Annotated in this window: 18 protein-coding genes; 8 read left to right on the top strand and 10 right to left on the bottom strand. The window is 58.2% G+C overall.

The window, feature by feature from the left end:
• Positions 1 to 2 precede the first annotated feature (2 nt).
• The 5 genes from ACF0H7_RS23915 to ACF0H7_RS23895 all read left to right on the top strand — a co-directional run bounded on the left by ACF0H7_RS23915 (position 3) and on the right by ACF0H7_RS23895 (position 3,735).
• Positions 3 to 527: a DUF2937 family protein gene (locus ACF0H7_RS23915; RefSeq protein WP_397449319.1), complete on the top strand. Its 525-nt coding sequence runs from the start codon at positions 3 to 5 to the stop codon at positions 525 to 527.
• A 72-nt stretch (positions 528 to 599) separates the two neighbouring features.
• Positions 600 to 1,352 (top strand): 5-oxoprolinase subunit PxpA, encoded by a 753-nt coding sequence (locus ACF0H7_RS23910; protein WP_397449318.1) that lies wholly within the window; start codon positions 600 to 602, stop codon positions 1,350 to 1,352.
• A complete protein-coding gene (locus ACF0H7_RS23905; protein ID WP_397449317.1) occupies positions 1,349 to 2,053 on the top strand; it encodes an allophanate hydrolase subunit 1 in 705 nt (234 codons plus the stop codon). Before ACF0H7_RS23910 ends, ACF0H7_RS23905 begins: the two co-directional genes overlap by 4 nt.
• The gene (locus tag ACF0H7_RS23900; protein WP_397449316.1) at positions 2,050 to 2,967 is read left to right on the top strand and encodes a biotin-dependent carboxyltransferase family protein; all 918 of its coding nucleotides are present in this window, start codon (positions 2,050 to 2,052) and stop codon (positions 2,965 to 2,967) included. The genes ACF0H7_RS23905 and ACF0H7_RS23900 overlap by 4 nt, the downstream gene beginning before the upstream one ends.
• A gap of 195 nt (positions 2,968 to 3,162) precedes the next feature.
• Positions 3,163 to 3,735: a hypothetical protein gene (locus tag ACF0H7_RS23895; protein WP_397449315.1), complete on the top strand. Its 573-nt coding sequence runs from the start codon at positions 3,163 to 3,165 to the stop codon at positions 3,733 to 3,735.
• A 105-nt stretch (positions 3,736 to 3,840) separates the two neighbouring features.
• Here ACF0H7_RS23895 and ACF0H7_RS23890 read toward each other — a convergent pair whose 3' ends face one another.
• The 5 genes from ACF0H7_RS23890 to ACF0H7_RS23870 all read right to left on the bottom strand — a co-directional run bounded on the left by ACF0H7_RS23890 (position 3,841) and on the right by ACF0H7_RS23870 (position 9,949).
• Positions 3,841 to 5,100, bottom strand: a complete 1,260-nt coding sequence (locus tag ACF0H7_RS23890) for an IS256 family transposase (protein WP_397449066.1) — start codon at positions 5,098 to 5,100, stop codon at positions 3,841 to 3,843.
• Positions 5,101 to 5,176: 76 nt separating this feature from the next.
• Positions 5,177 to 6,100 (bottom strand): hypothetical protein, encoded by a 924-nt coding sequence (locus ACF0H7_RS23885; RefSeq protein WP_397449314.1) that lies wholly within the window; start codon positions 6,098 to 6,100, stop codon positions 5,177 to 5,179.
• A gap of 418 nt (positions 6,101 to 6,518) precedes the next feature.
• Positions 6,519 to 7,697, bottom strand: coding sequence for a VWA domain-containing protein (locus tag ACF0H7_RS23880; RefSeq protein ID WP_397449313.1), 1,179 nt, complete (start codon positions 7,695 to 7,697; stop codon positions 6,519 to 6,521).
• Positions 7,698 to 7,766: 69 nt separating this feature from the next.
• Entirely contained in the window at positions 7,767 to 8,612 is an 846-nt protein-coding gene (locus ACF0H7_RS23875) for a MoxR family ATPase (RefSeq protein ID WP_219064215.1), read from the bottom strand.
• A gap of 266 nt (positions 8,613 to 8,878) precedes the next feature.
• Complete coding sequence (locus ACF0H7_RS23870) at positions 8,879 to 9,949, bottom strand: DUF748 domain-containing protein (RefSeq protein WP_397449312.1); 1,071 nt, start codon at positions 9,947 to 9,949, stop codon at positions 8,879 to 8,881.
• Positions 9,950 to 10,072: 123 nt separating this feature from the next.
• On the opposite strand from ACF0H7_RS23870, the gene cysK reads away from it, so the two are divergent.
• The 3 genes from cysK to ACF0H7_RS23855 all read left to right on the top strand — a co-directional run bounded on the left by cysK (position 10,073) and on the right by ACF0H7_RS23855 (position 13,427).
• Positions 10,073 to 11,047, top strand: a complete 975-nt coding sequence (gene cysK, locus ACF0H7_RS23865) for a cysteine synthase A (protein WP_397449311.1) — start codon at positions 10,073 to 10,075, stop codon at positions 11,045 to 11,047.
• A gap of 188 nt (positions 11,048 to 11,235) precedes the next feature.
• Positions 11,236 to 12,174 (top strand): aspartyl/asparaginyl beta-hydroxylase domain-containing protein, encoded by a 939-nt coding sequence (locus ACF0H7_RS23860; RefSeq protein ID WP_397449310.1) that lies wholly within the window; start codon positions 11,236 to 11,238, stop codon positions 12,172 to 12,174.
• 392 nt (positions 12,175 to 12,566) lie between these two features.
• Positions 12,567 to 13,427 (top strand): DMT family transporter, encoded by an 861-nt coding sequence (locus ACF0H7_RS23855; RefSeq protein WP_397449309.1) that lies wholly within the window; start codon positions 12,567 to 12,569, stop codon positions 13,425 to 13,427.
• Between the two features lie 480 nt (positions 13,428 to 13,907).
• Here the strand turns inward: ACF0H7_RS23855 and ACF0H7_RS23850 are convergent, their stop codons facing one another.
• The 5 genes from ACF0H7_RS23850 to ACF0H7_RS23830 form a co-directional block, all read right to left on the bottom strand.
• Positions 13,908 to 15,569 (bottom strand): diguanylate cyclase, encoded by a 1,662-nt coding sequence (locus tag ACF0H7_RS23850; protein WP_397449308.1) that lies wholly within the window; start codon positions 15,567 to 15,569, stop codon positions 13,908 to 13,910.
• On the bottom strand, positions 15,566 to 15,949 hold the full coding sequence (locus ACF0H7_RS23845) for a response regulator (RefSeq protein ID WP_397449307.1): 384 nt from the start codon (positions 15,947 to 15,949) through the stop codon (positions 15,566 to 15,568). The genes ACF0H7_RS23850 and ACF0H7_RS23845 overlap by 4 nt, the downstream gene beginning before the upstream one ends.
• A gap of 4 nt (positions 15,950 to 15,953) precedes the next feature.
• Positions 15,954 to 18,782: a response regulator gene (locus ACF0H7_RS23840; RefSeq protein ID WP_397449306.1), complete on the bottom strand. Its 2,829-nt coding sequence runs from the start codon at positions 18,780 to 18,782 to the stop codon at positions 15,954 to 15,956.
• 222 nt (positions 18,783 to 19,004) lie between these two features.
• Positions 19,005 to 19,907, bottom strand: a complete 903-nt coding sequence (locus ACF0H7_RS23835) for a DMT family transporter (protein ID WP_397449305.1) — start codon at positions 19,905 to 19,907, stop codon at positions 19,005 to 19,007.
• Between the two features lie 517 nt (positions 19,908 to 20,424).
• Entirely contained in the window at positions 20,425 to 22,050 is a 1,626-nt protein-coding gene (locus ACF0H7_RS23830) for a methyl-accepting chemotaxis protein (RefSeq protein WP_397449304.1), read from the bottom strand.
• Positions 22,051 to 22,219 lie beyond the last annotated feature (169 nt).

The following is a 22,219-nucleotide window of genomic DNA, read 5'->3' as shown; positions in this document are numbered from 1 at the left end:
CGATGCTGCGAAGCTATGTGCGATTGGTACTGTTCACTGCGGGGCTGCTGCTGGGCGTACAAATTCCGGGGTTCATCAGTGATTACAGCAAGCGGGTCGAGGCGCATCTGATCGAAGCGCAGCAAGGCCTTAAAGGCTACAAGGACACCGCCGACCAGTTCTTCAAGGGCGACTTGCAGGCGTTGCTCGCGCACTATCGCGGCAGTAACGATCCGGTGTTTCGCAGCGATGCCGACAGCGTCAACCAACTGTTGATGCGTGATCAGATGCTTGATCGCGAATGGATGGCGTTGCAAGGCCCTTGGTACGCCAAGGCCTGGCACGTAGTAGCGGCCGCCAACCCGGACATCCGCCGGGAAACCCTCAACGCTTATACCTATCAAGTGCTGCTGGTACCCGACGTCATTGCCTGGGGCATCACCTGCGCCTTGCTGCTGGCCCTGGTCGTGGAAAGTTTCTTCCTGCTGATCGGCTGGGTGATCAACGGCGGACGGCGCAAGCCAGTGCTGGATCGGGACTGGCGGTAAGCAAACATTTGTAGGCGCTGCCGGAGGCTGCGAAATGCACTTCGGTGCCCACACAGACAAAGGAGAGCCCCTTTGAGCCGCCTGTTATTGAATTGCGATATCGGTGAAAGCTACGGCGCCTGGACCATGGGCCTCGACGCCGAGGTGATGCCGTTTATCGACTGCGCCAACATCGCCTGCGGCTTCCACGCGGGTGACCCCAGCGTCATGCGCAAGACCGTGGCCCTCGCGCTGGCCAATGATGTGAAGATCGGCGCGCACCCGGCATATCCTGACCTGGTGGGCTTTGGTCGGCGTTCCATGGCCTGCACTGCGGCGGAAATCGAAGATCTGCTGCACTACCAGATCGGTGCGCTGGACGGTATTTGCCGTGCGCAAGGTGGCCGGGTGCAGTACGTCAAACCCCATGGCGCATTGTACAACGACATGATGGCCAAACCCGAACAACTGCGTGCGGTGATCCAGGCCATCGCCCGTTACGACGGGCAATTACCGCTGATGTTGCTGGCCATGCGCGACAACAGCGCCGCTCAGGCACTGGCCGACGAGTTTGGCGTGACCTTGTGGTTCGAAGCCTTTGCCGACCGTGCCTACGACAGTGCAGGGCGATTGGTCTCCCGACAGTTGCCGGGCGCTGTGCATCACGATGCAGAAACCATCATCGCCCAAGCCTTGACCCTGGCCCGTGGCGAACCGTTGCGCGCCAGCGATGGCAGCGACTTGCTGTTGAACGCCGATACCTTGTGCGTACACGGCGACAACGCCAGTTCGGTGGCCGCAGTACAGCGTATCCGTCAGGCATTGGGTGAGCTGCCGAACGGATGAACGTGCGTCTTGAGGTGGTGGCCATCGATTGCCTGATGGTGCGGTTGTTCGATGTGATCGACGAAGGCAACATGCCGTGGATGCTGGCCGCCAGCCTGCGATTGCGCGAGGGCTTCGGCGAGGCGCTGATTGACCTGGTGCCGTCCTACACCACCTTGATGGTGCATTACGACCTCACACAGCTGAACCCGAATCAGGCCCGCGAGCTGATTCATCAGGCGTTGACTGATCTGGCGCCCGACGCTCAAGCCAGTGGCACGCGACACGTGCTGCCGGTGTGGTACGACCTCAGCGTCGGCCCTGAGTTGAGCCTACTGAGCACACGCAGCGGACTGAGCGTCAGCGAGGTCATCACCCGGCACAGCCAGCGCGAGTATCAGGTGTTTGCCCTGGGGTTCGCACCGGGTTTTGCGTTCATGGGCCTGGTCGATGAAATCCTCGCCACGCCACGCCTGAATACGCCGCGTAAACGGGTGGCCGCGGGCAGTGTCGGGATTGCCGAGCGCCAGACAGCTGCGTATCCGGTGGTCTCGCCCGGCGGCTGGAACCTGATCGGGCGCACGCCGAGCAAACTGTTTGACCGCCAACGCGAAGGCTACAGCTTGATGCAGCCGGGTGATCGCGTGTGCTTCGCTGCGGTGGAGCATGCCGAGTTCATCCGCCTGGGTGGCGATGATACGCCGCTGGAGGCGCAATCATGAGCGCCTTACTGATCGAAGCCGCCACGCCGCTATGTCTGCTGCAAGATGCCGGACGCTTTGGTGTGCGTCATTTGGGCGTGACCCAGGGCGGGGCGCTGGACTGGGTGTCGATGTCCTGGGCCAACAAACTGCTGGGCAATGCGTTAGATGCGGCGGTAATTGAAATCACCCTCGGCGGTTTGGTGCTGGTGGCCGAACAGGACTGCTGCCTGGCGCTGGCCGGCGCCGACTTGGCAGCGAAACTCGACAGCCGTCCCTTGGCGCCGTGGCGCAGCTTTTTCATGCGTAAAGGCGAACGCCTGAGATTTACTCAACCGATAACCGGAGCCCGCGCTTATTTGGCAGCGCCGGGTGGCTTCGATGCGCCAGCGGTGCTGGGCAGTTGCGCCAGCGTGATTCGTGAAGAGCTGGGCGGTCTGGATGGACTGGGCAAGCCCTTGGCCAAAGGTGACCGGTTGTCGTACACCGGCGCAGCGTTTGTGCTGCACACGCTGGCCCATGCGCAGATTCCAGACATGACTGACACTGCACCGCTGGACGTCATCCTCGGTGCGCAAATCGGCCAATTCAGCGGCCTGAGCCTGTTTGATGCCTTCAACAGCGACTGGACCCTCGACAGTCGCGCTGACCGCATGGGCATCCGTTTACTCGGGCCGGAACTGGCGTATCAGGGTAAACCGATGATCTCCGAAGGCATCCCGCTGGGCGCGATCCAAGTGCCACCGGATGGGCAGCCTATCGTATTGCTCAACGACCGACAGACCATCGGCGGCTACCCACGACTCGGCGCGCTGACGCCACTGTCGCTGGCACGACTGGCGCAACGTCTCCCGGGTGCGGTGGTGCGATTGAAGCCGGTTTTGCAGGGGGTTGCCCATGAACAGCAGGTGCGGTATTTGCGACAGTTCGTGTAGGGCCAACGTGTTGGCGAGGGGGCTGGACGCGACTCGTCAGATACATTGCCTCGCGAACACGTTCGCTCCTGTAGCGGGTAGTCTGTAAGCAACTTCCTACATCAAGCTCGGAAGTTTCTCGCGAAATTGTCGGGTGTGTTTATTAAAGCACCTGCCGTTAACTCCTTTGAGAATAACGGAGCGCGGTGGCAAGTCATGAATCTGCTTTTGGTTGTGGATCAAAATCTTAGTTATAGGCAGGCGGTGCAAGTGGCTTATAACAAGGCAAAAATGAACGGTGGGGTCGACGAATTTACCGAGAGAGTGTGTCAGGCGCTTTTCAGTACCCCTGAGCCAACGACCGTTTATCATGAAAGCGATATGGACGGTGTTGAATATACGCCTGATGGTGGTGTTAATTTTGCATCGTGGGGTGGGGCGGCGAATTATGAGCAGTCAAAAATCGACGGCCGAAAAGGCTATGCTGATTGGCTGCAAGAGAGTATGAGGCGTATAGGTGAAGAGTTAAATGTAGATTGTATGTCGTCGGCTACGAGTTTAAATAGCAGGGCAGTCAGTTTTGTTGTTGACGAGAAAGGAGAACTAAAAGCAGTATCGTTAACAGGGCAGTTGACACCTGAAGAAGAAAGGCGATTCAGCAGGCTGCTGAACGAGAGACAGGATTTGAAGACGTTGGCTGTGGAGTATGCGAGGGTCATGCTAAGCCTGTTGAGTTGTACAAAAGCTGGACCGAATGCGGGGTATGCTCAGCTATTTAAACCTTCGTAAGCGGTGGGTGGCATGGCTAACAGGTACTTGTTTAGTGTCCTGTTGGGAGTGTCAGATTTTTTGTGTTCGGGCTGGTTGTGGCCTGCCGTCAGGCAGGCCTTTGTTTTACCAGCTCGGCCTGGTAAATCGATCTCCATAGAGAATCGCAAATTGATTCATCGCCACCTTCCAATCATGCGCTGCGTTACCCCAGTTAGCGGTGATGTTGCGTAATCCCAGCCATATCAGCTTCGTCGCTGCATCGTCAGTGGGGAAGTGCCCTCGGGTCTTGATGATCTTTCGTAGCTGAGCGTTGATGCTTTCGATGGCGTTGGTTGTGTAGACCACCTTTCGGATGCCTGCCGGGAAGACAAAAAACGGGATGACTCGATCCCAGGCTCTACGCCAAGCAGCAACTACAGTCGGATACTGCTTGCCCCAAGGCCCCGCCTCAAAGGCGTTCAGTTCCTGCTCAGCGATATCGGCGTTAATGGCTTGATAAATCGGCTTGAGCGCCTTGGCCAGTGCTCGACGTTTATCCCAAGCCGCATAGTCCAGGCTGTTGCGGATCAGATGCACGATGCAGGTTTGCAGTGTGGTAGCAGGAAACACCGCCCCTAGGGCCTCTGGTATCCCTTTAAGGCCGTCTGTGACGGCGATCAGCACATCTTCAACACCACGAGTCTTCAGGTCGTTGAACACCTTCATCCAGAACTTGGCACCCTCGGTGCTTTCGATCCAGATGCCCAAAATATCTCGTGTGCCATCGGGTAACACGCCCAGTGCCAAGTACACCGCCTTGTTACGCACCAAGCCTTCGTCGCGAATTTTGACCCGCAGCGCATCAAAAAAGATGACTGGGTACATAGGCTCTAAAGGGCGTTGCTGCCAAGCGCCAACCTCTTCCAGCACAGCATCGGTCACTGAACTGATGAAGTCATGCGACACATCGGTTCCATACTGCTCGGACAGGAAAGCGCGTATCTCACGCACCGTCATCCCTCGGGCGTACATGGCAATGATCTTGTCATCAAAGCCTGTAAATCGGCGCTCATGCTTGGGAATGAGGATCGGCGCGAAGCTGCCATCGCGGTCTCTGGGGATATCCAGGCGAAGTGGCCCGTCATCGGTCAGTACCGTTTTACCGCTTTTACCATTGCGCTGGTTGGTTGAATCCTCAGGGCGCTCCGCGCCCTGAGGATAGCCAAGGTGGTGACCCAGTTCGGCGCCTAGCGCACGCTCGATCAGCGCCTTTTTGAACGCCATAGAGGCGTCCTGAATGGCTGCGGCGCTCATCGGGCCTTGGACGAACTGATCAATCAGCTCTTTGGGTATCGAGGGCAATTCCCTCGGTGTTGCACTGGCGGACTTCTTTTTGGTCGGCATAAATGCACCTCTGGTGACATGTTATGCCCGAACACAAAATTTCTGACAGTCTCGTCCTGTTAGCCAATGCGTCCTGCTACTTGACTATTCGTTGGTTACAAATGTGTACCAAGGAAACTTTCCTTCCGTCACGGCTGCCTACCCCGCCGTCATCGTTACCTTGGGGAGACATGAAATAATAACCGGTATTGTAGGTGAGTTGCCATTTGGTTCTGAAGTCGAATACACCCACGAATGGTTTCGTGGTGTTTTTTCCAATACAGGCGCCCAGATTAAAGGTCGACCAAATAAACCCTGATTGATTGCTGACCCGTTTATCGACCACGTTCGTAAACGGCGCGTGCTGGTCAAGATCGAAATTCAATTCAACCGTAACCCCTTCAATCGGGTGGCCTGTAGAATCAATGACGTGGGTCGACCATTCGACTTTATTGATAAACAAGGCCTGGCCGAAATAGATGTTGTAGCGATCACCGTCCTTGATGATGTTGTGTTTTGTCAGGCGCGGAGCCGAGCCGAACTCAATTTTATATGACTGACCGGGTTGGCGAAGTACTGCAGGATTTCGAGAAACCCTTACCTGAACCTTTTGTTGAGGCACTAGTGTAGACGTAATGTGCGAGCCGATCGACGGCATCAGGTACCAATCCTGATCAACCTTATGTTCGATTTTCCATGGGGATAGCTCGTTCGGCAGTCTGATTTCATGAATCATCACCTTCTGCCCCCGAACAGCGGTAAAGCTGTAGTACTTCACATCCTGATCATTCTCCAGGCTGTCGGTGATCGTATTTAATTTGTCCGGCAACTCCATCACCGTCGGCTCAACAGGAACCGCAACCTCTACCTTCTCCTCCAATTTCATATTCGCACTGGCCGCAGCCTCGTACTCTTCGGCATCAAAGAACGACATCGCAGAGGCTGAGCTCGCAGCAACTCCCATAAATGACAGTGCAGCTGCCATCAATCCAATATGAAATACATCTCTATTTTTTCGCATCGTAAGAATCCATTTCTTTCAAATAGCCGCCGTCGAGCGATGCGCAAACGCGCTCGCTGAATAGCCTTGCCATACTTATCGATTAATTAAACAGCCACGCTGCAGCGTGGCCGTGGTTCAGTTGGTTTATCAACTGACAGCCCGACGTAACCAGCGATAGGAAATGTTGTCAATCCGACAGATGAAAATAAACATGATGTTTATTGGCGGTGTAGACCTGACGTACCGCGTCAGGCTATTCGACAACAAGTTGGCTCCCACAGGGATTGTGTGTTGCCGGGGAACATAGAGTCCCCACATTGATTTGAGTCTGACGCAGAATATGAAGTCAGCCAAGGACTCTGTGGGAGCCAACGTGTTGGCGAAGCGGCTGGTTTGGCAACGTAGATTTGCCCGCAGAGCCGCTCTCTTAGCCAGCCTATTTCGCCAAAAACCTCATCCCTTCCTCCAACCCACGCAACGTCAGCGGATACATCTGATCATCGATCAGATCACGCACGATGTTGGTTGAGGCGGTGTAGGTCCAGGTGTCTTTCGGATAAGGGTTGATCCAGATGAGTTTCTTGTACTTTTCCTTGAAACGCTGCATCCACAGGTAGCCAGCTTCTTCGTTCCAGTGCTCGACGCTACCGCCGGCCTGGGTGATTTCGTAGGGCGCCATGGCGGCGTCGCCGATGAAGATCACTTTGTAGTCGGCGCCGTATTTGTGCAGTAGATCCTGGGTAGCGGTGCGCTCCGACGTGCGACGCATGTTGTTCTTCCACACCGATTCATAAATGAAGTTGTGGAAGTAGAAGTACTCCAGGTGCTTGAACTCGGTCTTGCACGCGGAAAACAGTTCTTCGCAGGTTTTGACGTGGGCGTCCATCGAGCCGCCAATGTCGAACAGCAACAACAATTTGATGGTGTTGCGGCGTTCCGGGCGCATCTGGATGTTCAACAGACCGGCATCGCGAGCGGTGTGGTCGATGGTGCCGTCGATGTCCAGCTCGTCGAGGGCGCCCTGGCGCGCGAATTTGCGCAGGCGGCGCAGGGCGATTTTGATATTGCGCGTGCCCAGTTCGACCTGGTCGTCGAGGTTTTTGTACTCGCGCTGCTCCCAGACCTTGACCGCTTTGCCTTGACGCTTGCCGGCATCGCCGACCCGAATGCCCTCCGGGTTGAAGCCGCCGGAGCCGAACGGGCTGGTGCCGCCAGTGCCGATCCATTTGTTGCCGCCGGCGTGGCGTTCCTTTTGTTCTTCGAGGCGCTTCTTGAATTCCTCGATCAGCTTGTCCAGACCGCCGAGGCTCTGGATTTGCGCGCGTTCCTCTTCGGTCAGCGAACGTTCGAATTCCTTGCGCAGCCAATCTTCAGGGATCAGTGCCTGCAGGTGGTCGTCGAGTTTTTCCAGGCCATTGAAGTAGGCGCTGAACGCCCGGTCGAACTTGTCGAAATGACGTTCATCCTTGACCAGCACGGTGCGGGCGAGGAAGTAGAACTCGTCCATGTCGGCGAAGGTGACCCGCTGTTTCAGCGCATTGATCAGGTCGAGCAGTTCGCGTACCGACACCGGTACCTTGGCTGCACGCATTTCATTGAACAGGTTGAGCAGCATGGCTGTCGCCCTTGATGTCGTGTGTCCGGACGCAGAGCGAACTCCGCATGATTCAGATGCCGCTCAGGTTCAGCGATTGCCGCGACGGCTCATGAAGGCCAGGCGCTCGAGCAATTGCACGTCCTGCTCGTTCTTCACCAGCGCACCGGCCAGCGGCGGGATGGCCTTGGTTGGATCGCGTTCGCGCAGTACGGCTTCCCCGATGTTGTCGGCCATCAGCAGTTTCAGCCAGTCGACCAACTCGGACGTGGACGGTTTTTTCTTCAAACCAGGGACTTTGCGCACGTCGAAGAACACGTCGAGGGCTTCGCTGACCAGGTCTTTTTTGATATTCGGGTAGTGCACATCAACGATTTTTTGCAGCGTCACGCGATCCGGGAAGGCGATGTAGTGGAAGAAGCAGCGACGCAGAAAGGCGTCCGGCAGTTCTTTTTCGTTGTTGGAGGTAATGATGATAATCGGGCGAACTTTGGCCTTGATGGTTTCATCGATCTCGTAAACGTAGAACTCCATCTTGTCGAGTTCTTGCAGCAAGTCGTTGGGGAACTCGATGTCGGCTTTGTCGATCTCGTCGATCAGCAGAATCACCCGCTCTTCAGCCTCGAAGGCCTCCCAGAGCTTGCCCTTTTTCAGGTAGTTGCGCACGTCGTGGACTTTATCCACACCCAGTTGCGAGTCACGCAGGCGGCTGACCGCGTCGTATTCGTACAGGCCTTGGTGTGCCTTGGTGGTGGATTTGATGTGCCAGGTGATCAGCCGCGCGCCGAAGGACTCCGCCAATTGCTCGGCCAGCATGGTTTTCCCGGTGCCCGGTTCGCCCTTGACCAGCAGCGGACGCTCCAGAGTAATGGCAGCGTTGACTGCAAGTTTCAGGTCGTCAGTGGCGACGTATGCGCTGGTGCCTTCGAACTTCATCTAAAAATCCTCGAACGTATCGCCTGAGTGGGCGCAATAAGGGGCTGCTCAATGTGTCGACTATAACGCGCACGCCCGGCGACTGTGAACGCAGACGGGCCATTCAGTCTCTGAATGGAGCGTCACATGCTGACTGGGTTCTGAACTGTTTGGTTGTAACGGTCTAGAGGGAGTGGGTCAGATGCACCGCGTCAAGCCATTCGCCAACACGTTAGCGCCCACAATAAATCTGGGTCTGACGCAAAATCTGTGGGCAGATCATTCAATCAAGGCGACTTGCCATTGTCATACTTCGCACTAAACGCCTGAATAAACGCATTGTGCAGAATCTGCAAAAACGCCTGAAACGCGCTGACGTCCTGCTGATGCACGCTGCCGCTGAGCTCGACTCGGGTGGCGAACTGGTTTTTGCTTTGGTTTTTCAACACCTGCTGGCCCCCGCCGACCACCGCTTCCCAGATTGAACGAAAGAAACTTTTGTTCTGGTTTTCCACGTCCTGGTGCCAGTTGAACACTTCAACGTTGTGCAGCAGCGGTTTGATATAGCCGGTGAGTTGGCCTTTGGTGGCTTTGGCCTGGATCACCAGATCGCCGCTGCCGGCATTGAAGTCGAATTTGCCGTAGGCCGAGGCGAAGTCGTTGAGGCTTTTCAGTTCGATGCCGGTGGCGCGGAAGCGAAAGTTGAAATCTTCGAAATTACTGAACGGATCAAAGTCGGCGGCGGTTTCCAGCGGGGCTTTGCCCAAGAGCATACCTTTGGCGGCGAACTGAGCCTCGCGCTTGCCTTTGGCATCGGTGACGGTGGTCAGGTTGAGCAGGTAACCGTTGACCTTGTCGGCTTCGATTTTCACCTTGGGCGATGAGTTGAAGTTGTTGAAGGTGATGCGCCCGTCAAACACTCGCACTTCGTTCAGCGTGATAGGCACCAGTTTGTTCAACTGATCGCGCCAATCGGTGCCCTGACCCGTTTGCGAGGCGGCCTTGTTATCGCCGCCGTCGACGAAATTCAGCTCGGGCTGAGTGAAGTTGACCCGCGCCACCACCGCATGATCGTCCCACAGGGAGCGCCAGCTCACGGCCAGGTCGATGACCGGAATCTTGATGAAGGGCACGGGTACCTTGCCGCTGACCTTGACGATGTCCAGCCCGTTGATGCGATAGGCACCGCGCCACAGGGCGATATCCACATCGGTCACCTGGCCACGGTAATCGCCCATGTCCGCGAGTTTTTCATTCAGGTAGTTGCGTACCAGATAGGGCAGGGCGATGTTCAAGGCGATCAACAACACAACGATGCCTGCCAGTGCCCACAACGGCCAGCTATAGCGACGTTTCATGATGAAAGTCTCCAGTTTCATAGGTGGTTGACTGCCTTGAGCCGGATCCGTTCGCTACGACTGGACGCACACAGGCTGGCGGCATAGGCTTTGGCCATTCCGAACACGCACAAGGACACCGTCATGAGCCGCATCTATGCCGACAACGCCCATTCAATCGGCAACACCCCGCTGGTGCAGATCAATCGCATCGCGCCGCGTGGGGTCACCATCCTGGCCAAGATCGAAGGGCGCAACCCCGGTTATTCGGTGAAGTGCCGGATTGGCGCCAACATGATCTGGGACGGAGAAAGCAGCGGCAAACTCAAGCCGGGCATGACCATCATCGAGCCCACTTCAGGTAACACTGGCATTGGCCTGGCTTTTGTTGCCGCCGCCCGCGGTTACAAACTGACATTGACCATGCCTGCGTCGATGAGCATAGAACGGCGCAAGGTACTCAAGGCGCTGGGTGCTGAATTAGTATTGACCGAGCCCGCCAAAGGCATGAAAGGCGCGATCGCCAAGGCCGAGGAGTTATTGGCCGGCGATCCGGCGAAATATTTCATGCCGGGTCAATTCGATAATCCGGCGAACCCGGCAATACACGAGAAAACCACCGGCCCGGAAATCTGGAATGACACCGGTGGCGCCATTGATGTGCTGGTGGCGGGCGTCGGTACCGGCGGCACCATCACCGGTGTTTCCCGTTACATCAAGAACACCCAGGGCAAGCCGATTACCTCGGTCGCGGTCGAGCCCATCGTTTCGCCGATCATCACCCAGGCGTTGGCGGGTCAGGAAATCACCCCGAGCCCACACAAGATTCAGGGGATCGGTGCCGGTTTCATCCCGAAAAACCTGGACCTTTCGCTGGTGGATCGGGTCGAATTGGTGAGCGACGATGAAGCCAAGGCCATGGCCCTGCGCCTGATGCAGGAAGAAGGGATTTTGTGTGGCATCTCCTGTGGCGCGGCCATGGCAGCGGCGGTGCGCATGGCGGAAACCCCGGAAATGCAGGGCAAGACCATTGTCGTGATCCTGCCGGATTCGGGCGAGCGTTACCTGTCGAGCATGCTGTTCAGCGACCTGTTCACTGATCAGGAAAACCAGCAGTAAGCGGTCTTTGGTCTCAGGTGGCTTTTTACCTGAGTGCTGAACGCTTATGATGGCGGGCTAAGAATCCTCTGATTGCGCGCGCCCGATAATGGCGTGCGCGATAGGTTGCTCAGAGCGCAACCGTTTCGGGATCAACTGACAAACGTGCCGTGCTGTGCAGTGAGTTGCCTATTTTTCTGGAGTGTTTCATGACATTTTCTCTAGCGGCCAAGGTGTTGATACTGGCGCTGTTCCTCGGGAGCACGCTGTATGTGCACCTGCGCGGCAAGGCTCGACTGCCGTTGCTGCGTCAGTTCGTCAACCATTCGGCGCTGTTCGCCCCCTATAACGCCTTGATGTACCTGTTTTCCGGCGTGCCGTCGAAACCGTACCTCGATCGCAGCAAATTCCCCGAGCTGGATATTCTCAAGGACAACTGGGAAACCATCCGCGACGAAGCCATGCACTTGTTCGACGAGGGCTACATTCGTGCGGCCGCCAAGGACAACGACGCCGGTTTCGGTTCGTTCTTCAAGAAAGGCTGGAAGCGCTTTTACCTCAAGTGGTACGACAAAGCGCTGCCCTCAGCCGAGTTACTGTGCCCGAAAACCGTCGAACTGGTCAGCCGCATCCCCAACGTCAAGGGCGCGATGTTTGCCCTGTTGCCGGGTGACAGCCACCTGAACCCGCACCGCGACCCGTTTGCGGGTTCGCTGCGTTATCACTTGGGCTTGTCGACACCGAACTCCGATGATTGCCGGATTTACGTCGATGGTCAGGTGTATGCCTGGCGCGACGGCGAAGACGTGATGTTCGACGAAACCTACGTGCATTGGGTCAAGAATCAGACCGCCATGACCCGGGTGATCCTGTTCTGCGACATCGAGCGCCCATTGCGTTCGCGGCTCATGACCCGCCTCAACCGTTCGATCAGTGCCTTCCTCGGTCGCGCCACGGCGCCGCAAAACACCGATGACGAACGCGTTGGCGGGATCAACCAGGCGTATGCCTTCAGCAAGCGGTTCAGCAATGGTTTCAGTGGTGGCGTCAAGAAGTTCAAACGCCGTTACCCGAAAGGCTACCGGATCCTGCGTCCGGTGCTGGCGGTGATTGTGTTGACCCTGCTCGGCTATTGGTTGTTTGGTTGAAATAGGGGATTGAGGTCCCCTGTAGGAGCTCTTCACCCGCATTGGGGATTGCGCTATAGTCAGCGCCGATGCCATTCGCGCATCCCCACCCAGTTCCCAAGAAGGCCTGCCTCATGCCTGTTGCCCACACTGAATACCTGTTCGTCGCCGCAGCCTGTGCTGTTGCCGAACCTCGTGGGTGCCAGCAGCAAGCCTTTCGCAGTCACTACCCGCCACCATCCCCTGCAACACCGGTCGTGTGCGTTGTCGCACCGCCAGGCGTTGTCTTGCTGGGCTGATCGGCGTTACCCGCCGATACCTGCGCCCGCAAACCGTTCATCTACCTCACAGCCTACGGATTGACCGAGGCGTGACGTCGCGCATCCAGCGCGTTTGAATCACAGGTGGCATCTATGTTGTTTTCTCGCAAAGCCTTGGCCTCAGTGGCCACGACAACCCTGTTCGTCCTGCTCTGGAGCAGTGGCGCGATTTTCTCCAAGTGGGGATTGGCCCACGCGGCGCCGTTTACCTTCCTGTTGTTCCGTTTTTCCCTGGCGCTGCTGGGGCTGATGATCATGTTCCCGTTGCTGGGCTTCAGCCTGCCGCGTGGACGCAAGCCGTTGCTGTATGCGGCGGCGACCGGTGCGGTGTTGCTGGGTGCTTATCAGATTTTCTATCTGCTGGCGCTGGACCTTAAAGTCACGCCTGGGGTGATGGCGACGATCATGGGCGTGCAGCCGATCCTCACGGCGGTGTTGATGGAGCGCAGCCGTTCCTGGTCACGCATGTTCGGCTTGGGCCTGGGTTTGGCCGGGTTGATTTTGGTGGTTTATCAGGGCATCGGTCTGGGCGGCATGTCCCTGGCTGGGATGCTGTTTGGTCTGTTGGCGTTGGCCAGCATGACCTTTGGTTCGATCATGCAGAAGCGCATCACCGACAACCCGCTGGGAACCTTGCCGGTGCAGTACCTGGCTGGGTTGCTGTTGTGCACGGTATTTGTGCCGTTCCAGCCGTTCCACTTCGAGGTCAGCACCGGGTTTATCGTGCCGGTGTTGTGGATGGGGCTGGTGGTGTCGGTGCTCGCGACTTTTCTGCTGTATCGGCTGATCGCTCAGGGCAATCTGGTCAACGTCACCAGTTTGTTTTACCTGGTGCCGGCGGTGACGGCGGTGATGGATTACCTGTTCCTTGGTAATCGCCTGGCGCTGCTGAGTCTGTTTGGCATGTTGCTGATCATCGTTGGCTTGGTGTTTGTGTTCCGCAAACCTTCGTAGTAGTCCGGCTTGCCGGCGATGGCGGTTTTATGGGCGCCGTCGCCGGCAAGCGGGACTGCTACGGGATGTGCGTCGAGCTCTTGATTTTGATCTTCGCGATCCCCCTGACGAAACCCACTATCGCCCCGTTCCCAGCAGGCCGAACGCAGGTCCTGTTCCGGGGGATGCTCGACATGGATGTCGAGCAAGCCGCGACCCCCGCCAGGGATGGCGGGTCGCGGCGTGCCCCAGGAACAGGACCGGAGTGAGGGCAGTCCGAGCCTAAGCGAGGACCCGTATGGCGGGGCAAGGACCTTTTGCTTACTTTTGGGGCTGTTTGCCAAAAGTGAGCCGCCGTAAGGGCGGAACCATAACACCAGCTAAACGCAGATTACGGATATACACACCCATCAAAGCTTTGCGTATAAAAGTCAGACGGCCCTACATTCGCCCACGCCGGCAAGCCGGACTGCTACGGGATTTTGTCAGTACAGGGCGCAATCAAGCATGCGCGTAGGCCATGCGAATCTGATTGCGTCCGCCATGTTTGGCTGCGTACAACGCTTGGTCGGCCTTTTCCTGCAGTTCGATGGGGCTGTATGAGCCATCGTTGTTGGAGATGCCACCGCTCAGGGTCACGCTGAATTCGGCGTCCTGAGCAAAAAATCGCAGCTCGGCGAAGCTTTGACGGATCTCGTCCAGGGTCTTGAGTGCGTCTTCCGGGCTGCAGCCGGGCAACACCGCGAGAAATTCCTCGCCACCATAACGCCCGAGAATGTCGACCTTGCGCAGGCGTTGCCGCAGCAGGTTGGCCAGCGCGCGGATGACTTTGTCGCCCGCGCTATGGCCATAACGATCGTTGACCGCTTTAAAATTATCGATGTCGATCATGACCACGGCGACCGGTTGCGAATTGCGCGAGGCGCGTTCGGCTTCCAGGGCCACGCGCTCCTTGATGTCGGCGTGTTTCAGCAAACCAGTCAGGCTGTCCCGCGACAAGGCATTGCCGAGCATTCGCGCCCGTTGCGCGCGGGCGAACACGGCGGTGATCAGCGCGTTGTCGGCGATGGGTTTGGTGATGAAATCGTCGCCGGCCTTGAGCAGCGCGCGCATTTGCCGGGTGAGGTTGGTTTCGGCGGAAAGGTAAATGATCGGCACCCGCAGCCAGTCGTCGTGGAACCGAATGATCTGCGCCAGTTCCGGGCCGCTGCAGTCGGGCATGCTCAGGTCCATCAGCACCACTTCCGGTTTGAACTGGTGCATCAGGTCCAGCAGTAACGAAGGCTTGCTCAACACTTCCACGGTCATCCCGGCGTTGCACAGCACCATGTTGTAACGCTTGGCCAGGTCTTCGTCGTCATCGACGATCAACACGCGGTAGGGGTTGGTCAGTGGGTGCGCCAGGCAGCGTTCCAGGCAGTTTTCCAGGCGGGCGACGTCCACCGGTTTTTTCAGGTAGCCGGTGGCGCCGATGCGTACCACGTCGAGCAGGGTGTCGAACTCGTCGTCGGCGGTGATCACCAGCAGCGGTGTGTGCTTGAGCACTTCGCGCTTGATCGCGGCGGCGTGGTGCATGCCTTGCAGCGGGTCGACGGTCAGGTCGTAGATCAGCACGTCCGGCATGGAAAGGGCGATCTGGGCATCCAGCGCAGGGGCGTTGTCGACGCGGTTGACGTCGTAGCCGAAATTGCTCAGGGTCAGTTGCAGGCTGCGGCCCAGATTGCCTTCCGATTCAAGAATGAAAATCTTCGGCGACAGCGAGGGAATGCGGCGCGTCTCGAGGTCGGTGGTGATACACCGTTCACCGTAGTGCGATTTGCGCTTGAAACCTTCGAGGCGCTGAACCTTGACGATAAAGTCGATGAGCGTCGAGTCGATGCTGCCGGGGTTGTCCAGCCAGCCGGAAGCTTGCAGGTCCAGGTCCCGGGCGAAGTCTCCCAGCTCGCTCATGCCGAAGGTGCCGGCGGCGCCTGCCAGTTTGTGCAGTTGGTACTGCAAGGCAGACAATCGGGTGATCTGCGCGTCGAGGTCGCTGGCGTCCAACAGGTAAATGGCATTGTTTACCAGCACGGGCAATTCGTGTTCCAGCCGGGCGCTGAACGCCAGGCTCAATTGGTGCAGGTCACTTTCGAGCGATGCTTCCAGTGGCGTCATGTCGGTCATTGACTGGCTTCCCAAATCTTCTTGATTTGCCCCGCCAGGAGCATGGGATCGAAGGGCTTCACGATCACATCGCGGGCCCCCAGACTGTGGTAGTACTCGATTTCCTTGAGCTGAACCTTGGCGGTCATGAACACCACCGGAATCCGTTGCAGGTCGACCAGCCCTGCGAGTTGTTTCAAGGTCGCGGGGCCGTCCATGTCCGGCATCATCACATCGAGCAAAATCAGGTCCGGGGCAAACGCCTGCACCTGGTCCAGCGCCTGTCGCCCGGATTCGCAGGTGAGCACCTTGAAGCCGCCGACGGTCTCCAGCGCGACCTTGGCCACCGCCTGGATGCAATGGTCATCCTCAACATGCAGGATACGGCTCAGTGTGCTCATGGGTTTAACGTCCTTTGGCCGGTAACAGCCGGCGAAGCAGGTTCACAAAATGCTGTGCATCGGTGCGTGACTTGGCCAGGGCCGCCTCGACCAGCGCCAGTTGCTTGTTGGACAGTTCTTGCGCGGACAGCACCACCACCGGCAGGCCAGGGTGGCGCAAATGCAGCTCTTCAAGCAGCTCCAGGCCGTTGCCATCGGGCAGTGTCAGGTCCAGCAGGATCAGGTCGAAATGCATCTTCGCCAGGTACTGACGCGCTTCGGCAATGCTGCTGGCCGGGATGAAGTCGGCAATTTCCTGGCCCAGATGCGAAATGACTTGGCACAGGTCGGTGTCGTCCTCCACGTGCAGCACTTTTGGGCGTCCGGCAAAGCCGTTCAGCGCACGGCGCAAGGCGTCGGCCAGCAGCAGTGAATCGATGGGCTTGTCCAGCCAGTCGATGGCCTGGAAGCCACCATTGAGGCGTAGCTTGCCTTCTTCGCAGGCAGCGGAAATCACCAGTACCGGCAGCGCCTGAGTGCTGGGTGAGTTGCGCAGTTCACGGATCAATTGCAGGCCGTCGCCGTCTGGCAATTCGAGGTCCAGGGTCACGGCGTCGAAGCGTTGACTGTCCAGCAGCGCACGGGCTTCCTGCAAGCTGGCTGCCGAGGTCACGTTGTAACCGGCGCGGCTGATCAGCAGGTTGAGCAGGTAGGCGATGTCGGGTTCGTCTTCGACCACCAACACCCGGGGCAGGCCGGCTTGTTCGGCGCTGCTGACCTGGGCTTGTTCGTTGCGCATCGAGGTCAGGTCGGAGCGCGGCGCATCGTCCATCGGGTAAGCCGGCAGTTCGAACCAGAACGTCGAACCCTGGGCTTCCACCGAGGAAAAACCAATGGTGCCGTCCATGCGCTCGACCAGTTCCTTGCTGATCGACAGGCCGAGCCCGGTGCCTCCTTTGCGTCGGCTGTCACTGCCGTCCGCCTGGGAAAACTTCTGGAAAATGTGCTGGTGAAACTCGCGGGGAATGCCGCTGCCGTGATCGACCACACTGATCCGCACCTTGTCTTCGCGCTGTTCGCTCAAGACATACACCTGGCTTTGCGGGGTCGAGAATTTGATCGCGTTGGATAAAAAATTGGCCAGCACCTGCTGAAAACGAATGTCGTCGACCCGCACCGCGCAGGGCAGTTCATCCAACAGTACCAGCTGCACCTTGTGTTGCTCGGCGTAGGCGACATTGCTTTCGATGCTGTTCTGCAACAGCGGGTACAACGCCTGCAATTGCAGGTCGAAGTTCATTTTGCCGGCGACCAGCTTGTCCATGTCCAGCAAGTCGTTGATCAAATGGCTCAGGCGCATGCTGTTCTGGTAGGCGATGTCGAGCATTTGCGCCATGGTTTCAGGCACTTCGCCGACGACCCCGCCTTTGATAAGGCCCAGCGAGCCGGCAATCGAGGTCAGCGGCGTGCGCAGTTCATGGCTGACGGTGGAGACAAATTCGCGCTGCATCGACTCGATGCGCTTACGCTCGGTGATGTCGTGCATCACCACCACCGCACCGAGCAGTTCACCTTCCGGGGTGTGCAGCGGGTCGGCGTTGCACACCACAAAGCGGATCGGCTGACCGACCGCAGAAATGCTGATTTCGAAATCCCGCACATGCTCGCCGCGCAGCGCCCGCAGCAAGGGGATACGGTCGTTGATGATCGGCGTGACACCGTCGGCTTCGTAGATGTCGTACAGCTTGCCCCAGTGCTCCACCGGGATCTGCCGGATATCGGCGCCGTGCCACTCGCGCGCGGTGTCGTTGAACATCGTCAATTCGCCTTGGGCATTGCAGGAAATCACCGCTTCGGACAGCGCTTCCAGCAGGCGGCGGTTCATTTCCTGATGCTTGTCCAGCTCGGCCTGTTGCAATTTGCGCTGGCTGATGTCGGCCAGCACGCCATGCCACAGGATCGAGCCGTCGCCATGCAACTGCGGCCGCGAGTTGCCACCGATCCAGATCAAGCCCTTGATCGGATGAATCACCCGGAATTCGTGTTGCCAGCGCGCTTGTTTAAAGGCTGACTGTTCAATTGAGGCGATAAAACCCGGACGGTCGTCCTCGTGAATAATCGCCAGCATGTCGTCGGTGTGTTGCTCGATGTCGTGGGGCGACAGGCCGAAAATATCGACCACCCCTTCGCTGGCGTAGGACAGCAGAAACTTGCCATCTTTGGGCAGCTCCGCCTGGAAGAACATGCCGGGCACATGGTCGGCGATCTGTTGCAGGCGCTGGTGGCTGATATCGCTGTCGAGTGTCTGTTGGCGAACGCTGCGCGCCTGGTTCTGCCGGGTTTCGTGGAACTGCTCAAGGGTGCGCAACACTTCTCGACCCAGGCGCACCAGGCCGTCGTGTTCTCGCATGCTGAGCATGCGCGGTTGTGGGTCGATGAGGCCGAGGACGCCGATGATTTGCCCGCCTTGGGTGCGCAATGGCAAGCCGGCGTAGAATCGGATTTTCGGGCTGCCGAGCACCCGTTCATGGTGCTTGAAGCGCGCGTCTTTCAGCGCGTCAGGGAGTTGCCCGAGGTCATTGCCGAGGGTGTCCGCGACGGTAAAGGCGAAGCTGGCGAGGTCGCTGTCGGGCTGAAGGCCGACGCTGGTCTGCAAGCTGGGATAATGGGGGTGTTTCAGCGACAGGAAGGCAATCTGTACATCGCAAAGGTCCTTGGCCAGATGGGTGAGGTTCAGCAGTGCATCCGCCACCGCTTTCTCCAGTTCACCCTGGCCGAACACCTTGATAAAGGCCTGGCCAAGCGCGCTCCCCGGGCTATCCTTGTCGACGACTGCACTGCGCTCAACGTCCATTTTCCTCTCCACCCGTGGTCAGCTCAGTCAGCTGAGAGGCACGATTCGCGATCAAGCGACGAACGGCGAACTCAGCTGGCTGGACAAACAAGACCCGCCTGACAATGCATAGACAACCTGAGGCTGCCTGTCAAACATTTGTACAGGATGCGTTGGCTTTCGTCCTCAATCGAAGCTTTTTCAGGCTCATTGGGCCGATATCGCACGGTCAGGTGATGACGCTCACTCCGTTACGACCTGCGCAACCGCGCCGGGTTTCAGCACCAGCCACAAGGCCACTGCAATCAGCAGGCCACCGTAGAGGTGCGCCCAGGACAACGGCTCCCCCAGAAACAGTGCGCCCCACAGCACGCCGAAGGGCGGGATCATGAAGGTCACCGTCATTGATTTTAGCGGACCGATGTCGGTGAGCAGGCGGAAGTACAGAATATAGGCGAAGGCCGTACAGCCCAGCCCGAGGCCGAGCAGCGACAACCAGACGCTGGTCCCGCCCCAACTGGCGGGTGGATGGACCAGCGCGCTGTAGCTGAACATCGGCAGCAACAGCAGGGTGGCGCCAAGCATGCTGCCAAGAGTGGCCAGACGTGGGTCGAGGCCGCCCTGTTGATCGAGCCAGCGGTGGGCGAGGAACCCGGCAAAGCCGTAGAACGTAGTCGCCAGCAAACAGGCGAGGGCGCCCATCAGCAGCTCCATGTTGAATGCCACGGGGCCGGCACGGGTCAGAATGCCCACCCCCAGCAGACCCAGAAATACTCCGGCGAACTTCGACAGCGACTGCTGCTGACTGAAGAACAATCCACCGATGATCACGCCCATCAGCGGCGTGGTGGCGTTAAAAATCGCCGAGTACCCGGCCGGCAGCACCTGAGCCGCTATCGAGTAGAGCGTGGCCGGCATCCCGGAATTGATCATGCCCAACACCAGGCAGATTTTGAATTTGCCGCGAAAACTCCAGTGGGTGCGCATCAGCAACAGAATCACCAACAACCCGCTGGCGGCAATCGAAACGCGAAAAAACGCGGTCGGCAAAGCGCCCAACTCCGGGGCAATGATGCGCATAAACAGAAAACTGGCGCCCCAAACCGCAGCCAATCCCAACAAACGCAACGTGTCGACAGCTCTCACAATGAGCTCCTTGCTCGAAAAGGCTTGGAGTGTCACCGGAGGTTGAGTGCAAGGCAATCATTGTTGCCGGATTTTGCACGCCGGAGGCTCTATATTCTCACGCAATACACATAAGCCCTGTAGGCGCTGCCGAAGGCTGCGATCGATTTGGGCCGCACTCGGACGCAGCAGTCGTTTTCTTAAATTGCAGAAGGTCCTTCGGACCTTATCGCAACCTTCGGCAGCTCTCATCAAACAAAAGATAACCGGTTGATTTCAAAGGCTCCGCAATCTGCTTCTGCCGAAGGCGTAGGAGCCAGCTTGCTCGCGATCTGGTGCGAAGCGGCAGTAAAACCTGAGCACGCGGAGTGTCAGTTAAACCCGACAACCTGACTTTACGACTGCTGCGCAGCCGATCGCGAGCAAGCTGGCTCCTACAGGGACCGCGTTTGCTGCGCGACAGCGCGGCGTCTGGACGACGGGGATTCTCCTACAGTGAATGTGCGCGTGGAGTACGATCTGTTAGTCGACCGCAGGGCTACAACACAAACTTCGCCACCAACCCATTCAAACCGATAGCCAAGCGCGACAACTCCTGGCTGGCGGACGAGGTCTGTGTCGCCCCGGCGGCGGTCTGGGTCGACAAATCGCGGATGCTCACCAAACTGCGATCCACCTCCCGCGCCACCTGGGATTGCTGCTCGGCGGCACTGGCGATGACTAGATTGCGCTGATTGATTTCGGAAATCGCGGCAGTGATTTTCTCCAGCGCCTGCCCGGCACTGCTGGCGCGCAGCAAGGTCTGTTCAGCCTGGCCGGCGCTGTTTTGCAGGGCGTTGACGGTATCCTGGGTGCCCGTCTGAATGTTGCTGATCATCGCCTCGATTTCCTGAGTCGAGTTTTGCGTGCGCTGCGCCAGCGAGCGCACTTCATCGGCCACGACCGCGAAGCCGCGACCTGCTTCCCCGGCGCGCGCGGCTTCAATCGCGGCGTTAAGCGCCAACAGATTAGTCTGCCCGGCAATGCCACGAATCACCTCCAACACCTTGCTGATGTCCTGAGCCTGAGTCGCCAGGTGCTGCGCCTGCCCCGACGCGTTCAACACCTCACTGACCAGACCCTGAATCGCGTCGATGGTGTCGGCGACCTGGCGTTGGCCGTGCTGGCTGTCGGCATCCGAGTTTTTCGACGCTTCGGCGGTGGACACCGCATTGCTGGCGACTTCATCCACCGCGGCGCTCATCTCGGTCACGGCGGTGGCGGCCAGTTCGATCTCATCGTTCTGCGCTTTCAGTCCACGGGTGCTGTGTTCCATCACCGCGCTCATTTCTTCGGCGGCCGAGGCCAGTTGCTGCGCCGAGTCGCTGATGCCGCGAATGGTCGAGCGCAGGTTGCCCTGCATGCTGGCCAATGCCGCGAGCAATTGCGCGGGTTCATCCTGGCCTTCCTGTCGAATCACTGTGCTGAGGTTGCCGGCGGCAATGGTTTTGGCCACGTCCAGGGCCTGGCGGATCGGCTGCACCAGGCTGCGGGTCAGCACCCAGGCCAACACCAGCGTGCCGAGCAAGGCGGCGACAATGAGCAGACTGACGATGGTTCGGGTCCGCTCGTAAAGCGCCGCCGCCTCTTTGGCCGCAGTCTTGGCGCCCTGTTGGTTGAAGGTGATCAAGGCTTCCAGATCGGCGTCGAGCTTGCGCCCCATCGGCGCGATTTGGTCATTGAGGAGGGCATACGCCTGCTCGGTTTGCTGCGCATCGATCTGTGCGGCGAGTTGATCGACCCGTTGCAGATAGCTGTCCACCGCGACGCGCAGTTCAGCGAGTAACGTACGTTGTTGGGGTGCGGCGGTCAGCGCGGTGTAGTTCTCCAGGCGCGTGAGCAGTTCGTGACGCGAGTCGTTGATAATGCTTTTGCTGCGTTGTTGACTGGCGGACTGGTTGTTGGCGAGCAGGCGCAGGGTTTCCAGGCGAATGGCGGCGATGTTCGAGCCGGCGTCGTGCATGCGTTCGATGTTGGGCATCCATGACTCTTCGATGACCTGCGCACTGGAGCGCAAGTCAGACATCTGCATCAGGCAGAACACACCGACCACCGCCAGCAACCCGCCAACCAGGCCAAACCCCAGACCGGCCCTGATTCCTATGCGTATATTCCGAATAAACATGTGCAGCTCCTTGGCAATTCAATGGGTGTCACTCCCTGGTTTTTATTCTTCTGCAGGAATCGTCGAGCTGTATATCAAATGGCCATAGCTTGCCTCTCCGGAAAAGTGTGTCTAGATAAGTCGGCTGATTCGTCGTGCAAATTGCGCTTCTACTAACGCCATCCGCTGA

Origin of the sequence: Pseudomonas sp. NA-150 (assembly GCF_044336365.1) — a bacterium.
GTDB lineage: Bacteria > Pseudomonadota > Gammaproteobacteria > Pseudomonadales > Pseudomonadaceae > Aquipseudomonas.
Note: the sequence above shows the minus strand (reverse complement) of the source record. Positions and strands in the feature narration are given on the sequence as shown.

Bases quoted from the DNA above. Each gene is read 5' to 3' on its own strand.
- ACF0H7_RS23915 (WP_397449319.1), top strand. From the start codon at position 3: ATGCTGCGAAGCTATGTGCGATTGGTACTGTTCACTGCGGGGCTGCTG.
- ACF0H7_RS23905 (WP_397449317.1), top strand. From the start codon at position 1,349: ATGAACGTGCGTCTTGAGGTGGTGGCCATCGATTGCCTGATGGTGCGG.
- ACF0H7_RS23900 (WP_397449316.1), top strand. From the start codon at position 2,050: ATGAGCGCCTTACTGATCGAAGCCGCCACGCCGCTATGTCTGCTGCAA.
- ACF0H7_RS23895 (WP_397449315.1), top strand. From the start codon at position 3,163: ATGAATCTGCTTTTGGTTGTGGATCAAAATCTTAGTTATAGGCAGGCG.
- ACF0H7_RS23890 (WP_397449066.1), bottom strand. From the start codon at position 5,100: ATGCCGACCAAAAAGAAGTCCGCCAGTGCAACACCGAGGGAATTGCCC.
- ACF0H7_RS23885 (WP_397449314.1), bottom strand. From the start codon at position 6,100: ATGCGAAAAAATAGAGATGTATTTCATATTGGATTGATGGCAGCTGCA.
- ACF0H7_RS23880 (WP_397449313.1), bottom strand. From the start codon at position 7,697: ATGCTGCTCAACCTGTTCAATGAAATGCGTGCAGCCAAGGTACCGGTG.
- ACF0H7_RS23875 (WP_219064215.1), bottom strand. From the start codon at position 8,612: ATGAAGTTCGAAGGCACCAGCGCATACGTCGCCACTGACGACCTGAAA.
- ACF0H7_RS23870 (WP_397449312.1), bottom strand. From the start codon at position 9,949: ATGAAACGTCGCTATAGCTGGCCGTTGTGGGCACTGGCAGGCATCGTT.
- cysK (WP_397449311.1), top strand. From the start codon at position 10,073: ATGAGCCGCATCTATGCCGACAACGCCCATTCAATCGGCAACACCCCG.
- ACF0H7_RS23860 (WP_397449310.1), top strand. From the start codon at position 11,236: ATGACATTTTCTCTAGCGGCCAAGGTGTTGATACTGGCGCTGTTCCTC.
- ACF0H7_RS23855 (WP_397449309.1), top strand. From the start codon at position 12,567: ATGTTGTTTTCTCGCAAAGCCTTGGCCTCAGTGGCCACGACAACCCTG.
- ACF0H7_RS23850 (WP_397449308.1), bottom strand. From the start codon at position 15,569: ATGACCGACATGACGCCACTGGAAGCATCGCTCGAAAGTGACCTGCAC.
- ACF0H7_RS23845 (WP_397449307.1), bottom strand. From the start codon at position 15,949: ATGAGCACACTGAGCCGTATCCTGCATGTTGAGGATGACCATTGCATC.
- ACF0H7_RS23840 (WP_397449306.1), bottom strand. From the start codon at position 18,782: ATGGACGTTGAGCGCAGTGCAGTCGTCGACAAGGATAGCCCGGGGAGC.
- ACF0H7_RS23830 (WP_397449304.1), bottom strand. From the start codon at position 22,050: ATGTTTATTCGGAATATACGCATAGGAATCAGGGCCGGTCTGGGGTTT.